Raw genomic sequence first — 14476 nt, 5'->3', positions numbered from 1 at the left:
ACTATAAATACATTTCCTATTGGGCATAAGAGTGTAATCCAGGTAAGAAATAGTTAACGCCAAAAAAAGTAAAGAGCACGGCTACAAAACCTAAAACCGCCATCCAAGCCGCACGTTTGCCCTTCCAGCCATACATCAAGCGGGCATGTAAATAAGCTGCATAAATAATCCAAGTAATTAAGGACCAAGTTTCTTTAGGATCCCAGGACCAATAAGTGCCCCATGCATAATTTGCCCAGATAGCTCCGGTAATAATGCACAGGGACAAAAGCGGGAATGCAAACCCAACAACTTTATAGGACAATTCATCAAGAGTCTCTAAATCCGGAAAACGGGCGATGATTCCCTGAGATTTTGCTTCCCATCCTTTGCCTTCTTCTTTCAACTTTAGAAGGTACATTACCCCTAGACCAAAGGAAATAGCAAAAGCTCCATAGGCCAGCATAGCTGTCACAACATGGAAGGTAAGCCATTGGCTCTTTAAAGCGGGAGGAATTGCCTGGGCTACCCGTTCTTCAGGACCCATGCTCATGATAATAAACAGCAGGAGCAAAACAGGAATGGGCATTACGAAAGCACCCAATGACCTTAACTTATAGCGATACTCAATATACAAATAAACTGCCATGATTCCCCAAACAAACGTTAAAAGGAATTCATAGCCATTGGACAGCGGCGGATGCCCCGAAATCACCATGCGAATAATAATCGCTGCGGTATTGGCAATTAAGCCAAGACCCGCAACGTAGGTTGCCAAAGTACCAATCAGGTCTCTTTTTAAGCCCATCCAAACCCAGTAAAACATCATACAAAGAATATAAGCCATGACCATAACATAAAAAGCAGCCGATTCGAGATTTTGTAAGCCCAGATTCAAGATTTAATCCTCCCTTTCCACGGACAATATATCCACTATTTTGTTTGAATTTCCCGAACTAAACGCTCAAATACCTCTTTAACGCCTCCGGCGACCTTTCCTGATGAAACTCCCATGGTTATCTCGCCCTGATCACCTAGTTCAGCCTGAAAAATTCCCGATACAAGGATTGGGCGCCAATAAAAGGACAATATTAAACCCAGAAGCAACAAGGCACAGCCTAACCAAATAACCATAACCCCAGGATCCTGCTTGACTTGTAAGCCGGTAAAACCTGAGTTTCCATCAAGAGTGAGCTTATAGGCACCTTGAATATCAATAGTTTGTCCAAAATCTAGTTGTCCGGATTGTACCGCATCCTCCGACATGCCTTTAAAAACTTCGAAAAGCATAGAAGGTTTTTGAGGATCGCTAGTTATAGCTGAAGCAACGAGATAGAGATCTGTCCCCGGAGCCTGGAAATAATTCCCGCCCCGATCTTCCAGGATAACAGGAACCTTTTGTCCTTTGACATCGGCGGTCAAATGAACGCCATTTATAAAACTGGATTGATAGAAGGTTACCCCTTGATAGGTAAACGGATGATTCACGGATATAGTATGGCGGGCCATAACCTTGCCATTTTCCAAAATACTCAGATCAGTGTACCAATTATCTCTCTGACCATTGGCTAAGAAACGGTCTTCAGCTGAATTAATCAAGACATCAAACGTTTCTTTTACCGTTCCTCGGGATACTTGTATCGAATGAATAGGAACTGTTGTCCCAGTTCCAGCCATTAAGTATCCTTTAAAGCCCATTGAAGAGCCGATAACGGCTCCAATCACTAAAACGACAAAGGACAAGTGAGTAATAAAAGACCCCCAATTTCCCCATCGTCGCTTGATAGCGATAAAACTCCATTGCTTATCTTTTTCCTCAAAGACGACTTTAAATCCCCTGCTCTGTAAAACCTTTTGAACGGAACTTCGAAGGGATTCCCTCTCCCCCTTCCATGTCTCTTGAACCTTCTTGGGTATGTTGGTACGGTTTTCAGGGGGGTGAAGTTTAAAGGTACGATTATAAATTCCTTGAAACCTTTGGATACTGCAAATGATCAGGTTAATACACAAAACGCCTAATAACAAACGAAACCAATATGTACTATAAAGATGGGTGAATCCCAATTCCTGCCATATCTCCCCTACCGCCCGAGCTTTATCGGGATCAACATCTGCCTGAGGAAATAAGGTCCCTACACCTGCAAAAAAAGCAATGACTCCCAGTAAAACCAGTCCTAATTTCATGGAACTGAAGATGCGCCATAATTTATCCACGGCACTCTCTTGATGTTCCTTCATTTGATTGCCTCCTTACCAAGCCTCTCTGCTACTGCCGATAAAGCCGGCAATAGGATGAGTATCACACAAAAGCCGGGTCTATCGAACCTTAAATGAAAGGCTTTATAAACCCGACTTATTAGCTCTCCACTTACGAGGCCATAGATCCAATGTAACCCTCATTTGTACTAGTTTATCATTTCCAAAACCGGAATTCAAGCAAGCGCAGCCTCCAGCGAGCTTGAGGGAAGGCAACCTCATCATATGACTTATATATTATGTCATATGCAATAAAAACCTCCCGCAGCAAACATACGGAAGGCTAATATTCTGTAATATCTTAAAATTTTCGAATGGCTATGAAGTCAGCTAAATCTTCCAAAGCCTTGCGGGATGAAACCTTCGGGAGATCTTGGAGGCGTTTTTTGGCTTTGCTGATATAGGCATCGACAATCTGCATGGATTGATCAATTGCCCCTGTCCCTTTAATCAGCTCAATCGTCTCTGCGACTTCAGCGTCAGTTTTATCAACCTTCCTCAATAACTCATGAAGATGCGAACCGCTGGAAAACGACTGCAAAGCCAGAATCATGGGTAAGGTCATTATTCCCTGGCGAAGATCTCCGCCGATAGGTTTTCCAAACTCAGACGGTTTAGCCGTGATGTCCAATACATCATCAACAATTTGAAAAGCCATGCCCAGAGAATGTCCGTAAGCCCCTAAAGCCCAGACCTGATGTCTCGGGGCCTCGGAAACCAGAGCCCCCAATTTGCAGCAAGCAGAAATCAACAAGGCTGTTTTCCGTTTGATCCGGAAATAATACTGCTTTATGTTTTGCTCCACATCAAAAGAGGCTTTAATCTGTTGGATCTCTCCTTGACACATTTCCACACTTACCTCGGCCAAAATACGAGAAACCTCAGGATGATTTATTTGCGAGATGAGAATTAAAGCTTTGGCCAGCAAATAGTCCCCTGTTTCCACAGAAACTATATTTCCCCAATTGGCTTTAACGGTCGGTCTGCCTCTTCTTGTCAGAGAAGCATCCACAACATCGTCATGGACTAAAGTTGCCATATGAATAAGCTCTAAAGCCATAGCCACTGGGATGAGCTTATCTAAAGAATAAGCATAAAATTTTCCGGCTAAGAGAGTAAAAGCCGGACGTAAGCGTTTGCCTCCGGCAGTTAACAAATGAACGCCGGAATCCTGGAGAATCGGATAGTCCGTCTCCACAAATTTGGTAAGTTCCTTTTCAACCCGTTGAAGATCTGAATTTATCTGATTAAAGAGCCAGAGTTGTTTCAAAACCGATTCACCTGCTCGCACCCTTTTCTTCATAAGATACCATATCTGATGGCAGATCCGCCAGCGGATCTGCTGGATTTTCATCCTCAAACGTCAACAATTCTTCATCAGTTTCAGGCTTTTCCTTTTCCTTTTCCTTTTGCGCCTGAGGCGGTTTATCCCCAGGTTTATAGTCCGCCAAATTCAACGCTTTGTTAAACGTATTGCTGGGGGTATCCATTGTATTCTGAATTTCCTTGGTGACATCTTGAGTCGCTTTGCGAATCTCATAGACTATTTTGCCGATTGTTCGGGCAATTTCCGGTAGGTCCTCTGGTCCAAACAAAATCAAGGCAATACCCATAATTAGGAGGATTTCTGTAAAGCCCATTTTTCTGCCCCCTTTATCCCATAACCTGACTTTCTCACCATTATTGAATTTCACGTTTTGTTAAATTTTCACTGGCCGCGAGGGCTTTTGCTCTGTTCCGGGCAACAATGTACCCCAGCCAAATACTAATTTCAAAGAGTAGATACATGGGGGCCGCCATCAAAAACTGCGTAAATAAATCCGGCGTCGGGGATACAATGGCAGCCAAAATGATAATGATTAAAAGAGCCCAGCGTCTTTTCTTAGCTAAGGTTCTAGGTGATAACAAGCCTATGCGGATTAAGATTAAGAGAACGATCGGGAGTTGAAAAACAAGTCCGAAGGTCCCAAGAAAGGTTATAAGAAAACCTAAGTAGGAAGTTTTCGTCACAAAAGGTGTCGATTGAACTGCACCACCGCCGGCATAAAGCAAGAACTTAATCCCCACCGGCAAAACGACAAAGAAGCACAATGCCGCACCACAAATAAAGAGCAGGAGAGAACTAGGAACAACCATATAAAGATATTTTTTTTCGTTTTGCTTTAAGGCCGGCAGTATAAACCCCCAAACCTGCCATAAAATAATCGGAAGAGCTACTGCAACCCCTATCAAGAGAGAAACTTTCAGCTTGACCAACATTGGTTCCATCGGCGTGGTGGTAATAAACATGATATTTTTCAGTCGAGTGACGGGGTAAGCTAAATAGGCAAAAGCCTGATCACTGAAAAACCATCCCAGAACAGTTCCTATAGCTACGGCATATGCGGCAATAACGAGTACTTTACGAAGAGCGAGAACATGTTCCAAGAGCGGCATATTGCCATCTCCACGTGGTCGCCTGCGCATCCGGCTACACTTCCTTCCCGTAGACCTTTAACCGCTCATAATATGTATTTCGCTGAATTGCTTGGTATCCGGCATCTTCAATGCAACGGATGATTCCCTGTAAAGGAACACGAGTCTGCACTCCGGCAGCACGTACAACATTTTCTTCGAGCATGGTACTGCCAAAATCGTTAGCTCCAAAACGCAAGGCTACTTGAGCCATTTTAGCTCCTTGGGTAACCCACGAAGCTTGAATATTAGGGACGTTGTCCAGCATCAAGCGCGCAACTGCAAGAGTTCGCAAATATTCCACACCGGTACTGCCTTCTCCACCTAATTCTGTATTGCTGGGTGCAAAACTCCAAGGTATAAAGGCGGTAAACCCATTTGTCTGATCCTGGGCTTCCCGGACATGGATCATATGCAAGATGCGTTCTTCAAAGGTCTCTACATGACCAAACATCATTGTTGCAGTAGATTTCATTCCCAGGCGATGAGCCGTAGTCATGACCTCCATCCACTGCTGCCATTTTATTTTGTTCGGACTGATGAGATGTCTGACTCGATCTTCGAGAATTTCCGCCCCTCCTCCGGGAATCGAGTCCAATCCCGCATTTCTGAGACGGGCAATAACCTCTTCCAGGCTCAATTTTGATTTTTCGGCCAGATCCCAGATTTCAGGCGGGCTGAAGGAATGAATATGGATGTTAAAATGAGCTTTAATATCCCTCAGCATCTCTTCAAAGTATTCCAGGCTTAAATCAGGATGCAATCCTCCCTGAATTAAGAGTTGTGTTCCTCCGACTGCAACTGTTTCTTCAATCTTAGCATGTAAATCGTCTCTTGACAAAATAAATCCTTTAGGATCACCCGGTTTACAATAAAAAGCGCAAAACTTGCATTGACTGGAACAGATATTGGTATAATTAATATTTCGGTCGATAACAAAGGTAACAACTTTATCCGGATGCATTTGCTTGCGAATGAGATCGGCTCCCTGCCCCAAGGATAGAAGATCGGCGTCTTGTAACAAGCGAACGCCATCAGAAAGGGATAACCGTTCTCCGGCTATACGTTTCTCAATGATCTTTAAAGTCTCTAAATTCATGTCCTCTCACCCTCTCTATCCTAGTTGGTCTTCAGGACACGATAAAGAGTATCCCTTTCCACAGCATCTCTTCCGGCCTTTTGAATCATAGTAATGAGAGCACGTTTGCTCATAACTTGACTTGTCTCCGCTCCAGCTGAATGAATGATTCGCTCTTCAACAACTGTTCCGTCAAGATCGTCGACCCCAAAAGCCAGGGAAACTTGGGCCAACTTCGGTCCAAGCATAATCCAAAATGACTTAATATGATCAAAATTGTCCAGAAGGATTCTGGAAACTGCTAACATTTTAAGGTCTTCAAAACCGGTAGTGCTTTCGACTCCCATTTGTCCTTCTAATTTTGTGTTTTTCGGATAAAAGGGCATTGGAATAAAGGTTAGAAAGCCATGAGTACGATCCTGTAAGTCCCGAAGCTGAAGAAGATGATCAATTCGTTCCTCGGCAGTCTCAACGTGACCATAAAGCATGGTAGCGTTTGTCCGCATCCCTAAAGCATGAGCTGCTTCTTGAATTTCCAGCCAGCGCTGCCCGGAAACCTTCTTCTCGCAGATTTTGGCACGGACCCGCGGCGCAAAGACTTCTGCTCCCCCTCCCGGCAGTGAATCAAGGCCCGCTGCCATTAACTTCTGCAGAACTTCCTTCACCGAGAATCCAGTGATTTGGGTAAAATAATCCACCTCCACGGCGGTAAATGCTTGGATACAGGCCTGAGGCAAAATCCTTTTTACCCTCTGCAGCATCTCTAAATAATACTCAAAGGGGAGATCAGGATTTAAGCCTCCGAGGATGTGAATTTCCGAAACCCCTTCTTGAGTTGCTTCTAGTACCGCTTTTTCAATGTCTTCAAGGGATAACGTAAAGGCCTGAGGATCTTCCTTTTTAACACCATAAGCACAAAAATGGCAAAGATTCGTACAGACATTCGTATGATTAATATGCCGGTTGACGATAAAATACGTTTTGTTGCCATTTTTTTGCTCACGTATCAGGTTGGCCATATATCCGAGAGCCAAAATGTCCCGGCTTTTCATTAGGCGAACGCCGTCTTCAAAATCCAGACGCTTACCTTCTTCAACTTTTTTGATCAGGTCATATAATTCACTTTGCTTAAACAATGAGGTCAGTTCCTTCCCCTCCGCTTCTTAATGCAAAATAATTAAATCCAAAACTGAAAACACAAAGAGCATTACGCTCAAATAACCATTCAAATTAAAAAAAGCTACACCAACCTTAGAGAGATCGCTGGCCGAGACGATACGATGCTGGCGAAAAAGCAGAAACACCGCAATCCCTACGCCTAAATAGTAAAGCCAACTCATGGACATCACAACTCCCACCGCTATAAAGAGCAACGGAGCCAGAACATGTAAGAATGCTGAAATTTCCAACCCTCTCTGAACCCCAAAAATTGCCGGTATTGAATTCAACCCTTCCTTGCGGTCAAACTCTACATCCTGACAAGCATAGACAATGTCAAAGCCTGCCACCCAAGTGACGACACCCAATCCTAATAGAATTGGCGTCAAAGCCCAATGTCCCGTTACACCGATCCAAGCTCCGGCAGGAGCTAATCCCAAGGAAATTCCAAGAATGAAATGGCAGGCCCAAGTAAATCGTTTGGTATAGGAATAAAGGACTAAAAAAAAGACAGCGATGGGCATTAACCACAAGGCCAGCAAATTAAGCTTATAGGCTGAGTAACCCAACAATAAAAAAGAAAGCACTGTATAGCTATACACTTCAGTAACTTGCAGATGTCCGGCAGGAATAGCACGTTGAGCAGTTCTGGGATTTCGAGCATCAATGTGCCGATCAATCAGACGATTTAGGGACATTGCCGCTGTCCTCGCCCCAACCATAGCTAACGTGATCCAAAACAATTTAACACCTGAAGGAATTCCGCCGGAAGCTAAAAAAGCACCTAAATAGGCAAAGGGTAAGGCAAATAATGTGTGCTCAAACTTAATCATTTCCAAAAAAACTTTTAATTTATGCATCGTTTACTCCATCCCTGCATTAAACCTCTAAATCTCAGGGAGAGGCCTGCTTGCAGATAACTGTTTAACCATGAAACTATAAAGCTCACGAAGAGGCTGTAATTGAAGTTGAGTTTCCGCCGAAATTTCGGTAAGGATATCATTTGCCTTCTGAAGAATTGATTGGATAACAGCCTCTTCGAGGTGCTGCTTTGAAGCACCCCAAGCCATTCCTAACTGTAAACCAAAAGCTTCAATCTGGTGTTGCAGCGGAAGGGAGACAGAGGCTAATTCAGCACTTAAACGGGCTGCAATTGCCGTCAAGGACGCACATTCCTGTTCAATAATTTTCAGCCATTCGTCTTTTGATAGTTTCTTGTCACGTGAAAGCCAGCGGGAAATCCCGCCTTCACTCATAATTCCAATCACTTGAGCCAAAGGAGCAAGAAATTGCAGCAGTTTTTCCTGGCAAAGATGCAAAAAAAACTTTCCATACAGTAAATCTCCAACCAAGACCGGAAACTGACGAAGTTCTTCAGCAAGATCACTATCGTCTTTCATCAACTTATGAACTTGATTCGCCATATAAATAAACTGGATAGTCTCTGCTAAGGCATCAGATCTTTGGCCTTGATCTCCACAGGACCGGCTGACAGCTAAGACGATAGCCGGACAAACTGTTTTATCCAATTCATCCATATCTAAATGAACCAATTCTTCGAAACTTGCAGGTTTAAAATTTATTTCTTGACGCAGTCGCGCCTGTACCAAGTTCAGCTTCTCCACGAAACTGAATTCTAGCGGCATCATGTTATCGCTCCTTGTTCTCCATTCAGACATTAACCTATTACTTATTCTAGATATTTAGTAAAAGTCCTGCCCAGTTATTTATTCTATACAGATAATATGACATTATTATTCTTATTGTATGTAAAACACCACTCGAAATATAATAGACCTTGCAACTTCTTCAGTTACAAGGTCTATCTAGTACCCTTCAGAAAGTCAAACTTTTGCTTGATATAAGTCAGAATTTCTTTATCCGCACTCGTTTTAGTCCGGAGTAAAATAAATATCCCTCCTAAATATTTACCGCTTTCTTAGGATCCTCAACAATTCCTCGCTTAATTTCTGTAGCTGTCATATGACCCGCTTTGAAATGATCCGTCAGATAATTACATGCATCCCAGGGATTGACACGGTCCCCGCAAGTAAAGACGTCAACTGCCGCATATCCAAGTTCCGGCCAAGTGTGGATGGCTAAGTGAGATTCCGATATAACAACTACCCCACTTACTCCTTGAGGACTAAACTTATGAAACGCTACCTCACGCACCTCAGCACCTGCCTCCAGGGCTGCGTCGACCATTAATGCTTCGACTTTTTCCCTATCGTTTAAAATGTCGAAACTACACCCATAAATTTCAGCCAACACATGACGTCCAAGAGAATTTGCCAATTGTGATCTTTGCCCCCTTTTCTACTAAAAACATGAAGGAATCTGAGCCAACCGCATTCATAGAATGGGTCCTCCCAAATTTCCATCAGGTTAAATTTTAGCACAAAGTTTGGTGTTGTCAATAAAAATTTATACATATTCGTGATATCCTTGAATAGTCAATAATTTTCTCGGGATAAGGTTAATTAATGTCTGTTTTCCTTCGGATTACTCTAATATTCACTACTTATCACATGTATCATATGTAAGCCCATTAATCTGCGAACATCGTCCACTGCCACTGATTCGCCAAAACTTTTCAGGCCTTCTAAACACGGTTTTGAACTTTTATTAACTCTGCGAGAATGCATACAGCAATTTCTTCAGGAGTTTCAGCCCCAATATTCAAGCCAATCGGGGAATAGAGTTTTTGCAGAAACTCCTTAGGTATGCCTTCCTTTTCTAATTCAGATTTCAAAGCATTCACTCTCCTGCGGCTGCCAATCATACCGACATAGGCTGCCTGCTGCGTAATCACTTTTTTTAAACATACTTTATCATAACGATGACCTCGAGTAACGATAACGACATAGGTTTCTGGAGTAATCGTCAGAGAATCCAAAACTGCTGCAAAATCATTACAAAGAACGCGGTCTGCCATGTTAAACCGCACTGAATTAGCAAAACTTGGCCGATCATCAACAACAGTTATCTCATAACCGAGAATTTTAGCCATGGTTGCCAGAGGCAAAGCAATATGCCCGGCCCCCAAGATCAACAATTCTACCGTAGAAGACGGTGGTTCAATCAACATGCGATAAGCGGCCTTTGACCCTGATCCATTGATACTAGTAAACTCAGAATCCAGATTAATGAGTACCGGTTTGGAATATTTGATTGCGCTTCGAGCATAAACAAGCCCTGCTCGATTAAGTTCATCCTGGCCAAGATCACCCACAGCCTCTCCGGTATTACTTAAAAACAGCTTTTTCCCGATCAACTGTTTTTCAGGGGCTTCCAACACGGTCATAAGAAGCGGAAAATCTTGCTTTTCTATGGCGTTTAGATAGTCCTGATAAAACTGAATTTGTTCAGCAGGACTCTGGGGGCCCAAATATTCAATTAAAAGTCCCATCACGCCTCCGCAGACCATCCCCTCTTCTTGGGCAATATCTGCAGTCATATTCAAAGTATGTATTTTCGTTGAACGAGATGTTAAAACATTAAGAGCTTCCCGCCGAGCTTCAGCCTCCCCGCATCCGCCGCCAATAGTTCCTACCGTTGTTCCATCAGCATATACCAACATTTTTACGCCAGGCTTACGCGGAGTTGAGCCTAAAACACTGCAAATTGTAACCAATGCCGCCTCAATATTTTGTGCGAACACCTTCTTTAATCCCTGGAAAACCTCTTTCTCCATTAGCTCGCCTCCCTGATCACCGTGTTATTTTGTTTTAAGAACATTTTATTATTATATCAACAAACCCTTTGATTTACACTCATTTATCGAATCGTAAGACTCCAATTCTTGACCTCTTTACAAGAATAGGATACCATGCAGGTTAGGGACAAACTTGATTAAATATTTAGTAAAAAGACTTTTCATTAATGTATTGGAGGCTATCCTATGGAAAAAATTAAAGTTCAGGACGCTGTCGGTGCAGTTTTGATTCACGACATGACGGAAATCATTCCCGGAGTTGTCAAGGGTCCGCGTTTTCGCAAAGGACATGTCATCCAAAAAGAAGATATCCCCGTTCTTCTCGGAATGGGAAAAGAACATATCTACGTCTGGGATCAAACACCAGGGCTCATCCATGAAAACGAAGCGGCTGAGCGCCTTGCCCAATCTGTTAGAGGTCCGGGCCTGGATCTCGATGAACCTAAAGAAGGAAAGATCAACATAACCGCTGCCTGCGACGGACTTCTTTACGCTTCCGAAGATGGTATCTTAGCTTTAAATACCCTTGAAGATGTCGTCTTGGCCACTATCCATAATTATCAGCCGGTAAAAAAAGGAGATAAAATTGCCGGAACCCGTGTTGTTCCGCTGATGATCGATGAAAAAGTGATCCTTGAAGCAGAACGAATAGCCCAGACTTTTCCTAATCCAATTCTCGAAGTTCGCCCTTTGAAGAGCTTCAAGGTTGGAATTGTCACTACAGGAAGTGAAGTCTTTCACGGACGGATCAAAGATAAATTTGGTCCCGTGCTGCGAGGAAAAATTGAACACTGGGGATCTATCGCCCTTGAACAGACATTTGCCAGTGATGATATTTCTATGATTCAAAGTGCCATCCAAGATCAACTTAGGCAAGGGGCTGAGATGATTCTGGTTAGTGGAGGAATGTCTGTTGATCCCGACGATGTCACCCCCACTGCCATCAAAGAAATGGGAGCTGAGCTGATCACCTATGGCGCTCCTGTTTTGCCCGGCGCCATGTTCTTACTAGCTTATTTGGGAGATGTGCCTATTATGGGCTTACCGGGCTGCGTTATGTACTCCAAAACTACCGTATTTGATTTAGTTGCTCCCCGCATCCTTACCGGAGAACGGCTTACCCGCCTGGATATTGTTAAGCTTGGTCATGGGGGTCTTTGTTTAGAATGCCCGACCTGCACCTACCCTCACTGCTCCTTCGGCAAGTAAAATCGTTCTGCTTAAGCTGAACAACGGATCCCTAATTATATTATTTCTATAATCCCAAAAATGGCGAGGGCACAAAAGTCCTTAGCCATTTTTTATGTTTTATTACAATTATAAAGTCTAAGCAAATCGTTAATTATTATTATGCTTCATGCCTGTTAAAATGCTCTTTGGTTTTGATGATAGTTTGTTTTGTAGCAATTCAGGGGCTGGATGAATATCCTAAATTACTTAACATCCCTTAAGGAGGATTGGGTATGAGGATAAAAAGCTTCCTGCAGTTCTACATAAGAACCCTTCTGCCCCTTGCTGCCCCTTTTATGATTCTTGCGTTCTGTCGCATGTTTCTGCAAATGGATTCTAAACTGCTTATTTATGGATTTGCTTTTGCCTTTATTGCCAGTTTCTTTCTCACACTTAATTTATGGGAAGTACATTTCGTAGTTAACTTTGAGAAACGTCGCGAATACCTAACAAATCTAGAAAAGAATTTGGTAAAACTCGGGTTTGCTAAAAAATGCACTGAAGGATTCTTAACGACCTTTGAAAACAAAGACTCCTCATTTCTTAACCGAGAAATTAAAGTCTATCTATTCCACGACAGGGCTCTCATTATAACCCCTAAGAAATACCTGGCTTTTTTAGACAGAGATCATAGAACAAAGCTTTCCTTACTCTTTCGATACTTTGCCTGAAAAGGAAAAAGCCGAAGCGAAGTTCCCTAACCTCGCTTCGACTTTTAGTTTGGATTTTAGTCAAGTTAACAGGCCATGACATCAGCCTGCTTGCAAGCCATAGTTCGCGCACAAGGCTGCAAGTCCTCCGGAGAAGCCGCTCCCAACCGCATTAAATTTCCATTCTCCCTGATGGCGGTAGAGTTCACAGACTACTAGAGCAGTCTCAACGGAAAAATCCTCTCCTAAGTCATAGCGCATGATTTCCTGATCGTTAACTTCATTAATAACACGAACATAGGCATTGGAAACTTGCCCGAAATTCTGTCCACGGGCAATCGCCTCGTGAATCGTTACGGTAAAGGCGATCTTCTCGACATGACTGGGTACACTGGCCAAGTCAATTTTAATTTGTTCATCATCACCTTCACCTTCTCCGGTAAGGTTATCTCCTGTGTGCTGTACGGAGCCGTCTCCGCCTACGAGATTATTGTAAAATATGAAGTCTTCAATGCCCCCTGCGCGACCATTTTGGTCAAGCAAAAAGGCCGAGGCATCAAGGTCAAAATCTGCCCTGCCTGAATATTTATTGGTATCCCAGCCCAGTCCCACTATAATCTTCGAAAGCCCCGGATTTCCTTTGGTTAAATCAATTTTTTGTCCTTTTTGCAAACTAATCATGCTAAACACCTCATTATTTTAGTGAACTCATTCAGCTAAAGCTGAACATCGGGGCTTAGACATCCAAGCCAAAATCTTTGCATAATCCAGCGAGTCCATTTTGGTATCCGCTGCCGATAGCGTTAAATTTCCACTCTCCATTGCTGCGATAAAGTTCTCCTACTACAATGGCTGTCTCAACTGAGAAATCTTCACCAAGATCATAGCGGATGATCTCTTCACCAGTCTCCTCGTTAAGAACACGAACATAAGAATTGGAAACTTGTCCGAAATTTTGGCGGCGTTCCGTGGCTTCATGAATCGTAATGCCAAAGGAAATCTTAGCCACACTGCTTGGTACTGCAGAGAGGTCAACTTTTATTTGCTCATCATCGCCCTCCCCAACTCCGGAACGGTTATCTCCCGTATGAACTACAGAGCCTTCAGGGCTTGAGGTATTATTAAAGAAAATAAAATTTTTATCCTCAGCAACTTTTCCCTCAGCATTTAACATAAAGGCTGAGGCATCGAGATCAAAATCATTGCCGCCATCATACTTATTTACGTCCCAGCCAAGACCGACCACAATTTTTTTCAAACCAGGATTTCCTTTGGTTAAATCAACTTTCTGACCCTTTTGCAAACTGATAGCCATAATACTATCCCCTTTCAACTATACTTATTGATAACGGCGAATAATTTCGCTTAAAGATGCATCTCTAGTCGCTTCCCCAATAGCTGCAAATTTCCATTCACCTGAATGGCGATAAACCTCAGCTACGATTAAACTAGTTTTCCCTGAATAGTCTTCTGTTAAATTAAAACGGCAAAGTTCTTGGCTGTTACCAGAGTTAACCACCCGGATGAAGGCATTGGCAATATGGCCAAAATCTTGTCTCCGTCGGACACAATCATAGATGTTAACGACAAAAACAATTTTGTTAACTTCGCCAGGCACTCTGGTTAAATCCACATGGATTTGTTCATCATCCCCTTCTCCAGAACCCGTAAGGTTATCGCCGCTATGTTTAACACTTTTATCAGCACTTTGGAGATTCCCAAAATAAACCAAACGCTCTTTAGATGTGAGCTTATCGTTGGCGTCCAACATCAGGGCCGATGCGTCGCAATCAATCTCCGCAGGCTTGCTTCCTAAGAGATTACCTAAAAAGCCTCCCGATTTTGTTTTTGCTACTTCATCCCATCCTAAACCAACCATGATTTTCGCCAATCCTGGATTTCCTTTTGTGAGATCAATCTTTTGTCCTTTTTGTAGGTTTATAACAGCCATGA

General features: G+C 43.0%; 16 protein-coding genes. 2 read left to right on the top strand and 14 right to left on the bottom strand.

Annotated features, from left to right (window positions below; translation table 11 throughout):
- Positions 1 to 16 precede the first annotated feature (16 nt).
- The 11 genes from ccsB to ACPUYX_RS05285 all read right to left on the bottom strand — a co-directional run bounded on the left by ccsB (position 17) and on the right by ACPUYX_RS05285 (position 10622).
- The gene (gene ccsB / locus ACPUYX_RS05335) at positions 17 to 877 is read right to left on the bottom strand and encodes a c-type cytochrome biogenesis protein CcsB (RefSeq protein WP_426378671.1); all 861 of its coding nucleotides are present in this window, start codon (positions 875 to 877) and stop codon (positions 17 to 19) included.
- A gap of 35 nt (positions 878 to 912) precedes the next feature.
- The gene (locus ACPUYX_RS05330) at positions 913 to 2217 is read right to left on the bottom strand and encodes a cytochrome c biogenesis protein ResB (RefSeq protein ID WP_426378670.1); all 1305 of its coding nucleotides are present in this window, start codon (positions 2215 to 2217) and stop codon (positions 913 to 915) included.
- Positions 2218 to 2536: 319 nt separating this feature from the next.
- Positions 2537 to 3505: a polyprenyl synthetase family protein gene (locus tag ACPUYX_RS05325; RefSeq protein WP_426378669.1), complete on the bottom strand. Its 969-nt coding sequence runs from the start codon at positions 3503 to 3505 to the stop codon at positions 2537 to 2539.
- Between the two features lie 7 nt (positions 3506 to 3512).
- The gene (locus ACPUYX_RS05320; protein ID WP_426378668.1) at positions 3513 to 3875 is read right to left on the bottom strand and encodes a Sec-independent protein translocase subunit TatA/TatB; all 363 of its coding nucleotides are present in this window, start codon (positions 3873 to 3875) and stop codon (positions 3513 to 3515) included.
- 40 nt (positions 3876 to 3915) lie between these two features.
- Positions 3916 to 4701, bottom strand: a complete 786-nt coding sequence (gene tatC, locus ACPUYX_RS05315) for a twin-arginine translocase subunit TatC (protein WP_426378667.1) — start codon at positions 4699 to 4701, stop codon at positions 3916 to 3918.
- A 4-nt stretch (positions 4702 to 4705) separates the two neighbouring features.
- On the bottom strand, positions 4706 to 5788 hold the full coding sequence (mqnC, locus tag ACPUYX_RS05310; RefSeq protein ID WP_426378666.1) for a cyclic dehypoxanthinyl futalosine synthase: 1083 nt from the start codon (positions 5786 to 5788) through the stop codon (positions 4706 to 4708).
- 20 nt (positions 5789 to 5808) lie between these two features.
- Positions 5809 to 6912, bottom strand: a complete 1104-nt coding sequence (mqnE, locus tag ACPUYX_RS05305; protein ID WP_426378908.1) for an aminofutalosine synthase MqnE — start codon at positions 6910 to 6912, stop codon at positions 5809 to 5811.
- 18 nt (positions 6913 to 6930) lie between these two features.
- Complete coding sequence (locus ACPUYX_RS05300) at positions 6931 to 7785, bottom strand: UbiA-like polyprenyltransferase (RefSeq protein WP_426378665.1); 855 nt, start codon at positions 7783 to 7785, stop codon at positions 6931 to 6933.
- A 27-nt stretch (positions 7786 to 7812) separates the two neighbouring features.
- Positions 7813 to 8574, bottom strand: coding sequence for a polyprenyl synthetase family protein (locus ACPUYX_RS05295; RefSeq protein WP_426378664.1), 762 nt, complete (start codon positions 8572 to 8574; stop codon positions 7813 to 7815).
- 271 nt (positions 8575 to 8845) lie between these two features.
- Positions 8846 to 9223: an adenosylmethionine decarboxylase gene (gene speD / locus ACPUYX_RS05290; RefSeq protein ID WP_047809365.1), complete on the bottom strand. Its 378-nt coding sequence runs from the start codon at positions 9221 to 9223 to the stop codon at positions 8846 to 8848.
- Positions 9224 to 9530: 307 nt separating this feature from the next.
- On the bottom strand, positions 9531 to 10622 hold the full coding sequence (locus tag ACPUYX_RS05285; RefSeq protein ID WP_426378663.1) for an XdhC family protein: 1092 nt from the start codon (positions 10620 to 10622) through the stop codon (positions 9531 to 9533).
- 207 nt (positions 10623 to 10829) lie between these two features.
- Between ACPUYX_RS05285 and ACPUYX_RS05280 the strand changes: the two genes are divergently transcribed.
- The gene (locus ACPUYX_RS05280; protein WP_426378662.1) at positions 10830 to 11852 is read left to right on the top strand and encodes a molybdopterin-binding protein; all 1023 of its coding nucleotides are present in this window, start codon (positions 10830 to 10832) and stop codon (positions 11850 to 11852) included.
- 254 nt (positions 11853 to 12106) lie between these two features.
- Positions 12107 to 12544 carry a hypothetical protein gene (locus ACPUYX_RS05275; RefSeq protein WP_426378661.1) on the top strand — a complete coding sequence of 146 codons (438 nt, stop codon included), beginning with the start codon at positions 12107 to 12109 and terminating at the stop codon, positions 12542 to 12544.
- 81 nt (positions 12545 to 12625) lie between these two features.
- Here ACPUYX_RS05275 and ACPUYX_RS05270 read toward each other — a convergent pair whose 3' ends face one another.
- From ACPUYX_RS05270 to ACPUYX_RS05260, 3 genes are read right to left on the bottom strand one after another with little or no spacing between them, the layout of a single operon-like run.
- On the bottom strand, positions 12626 to 13204 hold the full coding sequence (locus tag ACPUYX_RS05270; protein WP_426378660.1) for a TerD family protein: 579 nt from the start codon (positions 13202 to 13204) through the stop codon (positions 12626 to 12628).
- 55 nt (positions 13205 to 13259) lie between these two features.
- A complete protein-coding gene (locus ACPUYX_RS05265) occupies positions 13260 to 13838 on the bottom strand; it encodes a TerD family protein (RefSeq protein ID WP_426378659.1) in 579 nt (192 codons plus the stop codon).
- Positions 13839 to 13862: 24 nt separating this feature from the next.
- On the bottom strand, positions 13863 to 14474 hold the full coding sequence (locus ACPUYX_RS05260) for a TerD family protein (protein WP_426378658.1): 612 nt from the start codon (positions 14472 to 14474) through the stop codon (positions 13863 to 13865).
- Between the last annotated feature and the right edge of the window lie 2 nt (positions 14475 to 14476).

Source organism: Desulfosporosinus sp. SYSU MS00001 (assembly GCF_049943955.1).
In the GTDB taxonomy this organism is placed as follows: Bacteria; Bacillota; Desulfitobacteriia; order Desulfitobacteriales; family Desulfitobacteriaceae; genus Desulfosporosinus.
The sequence above is the reverse complement of the archived record's forward strand: the minus strand, read 5'-3'. Positions and strand labels throughout refer to the sequence as shown.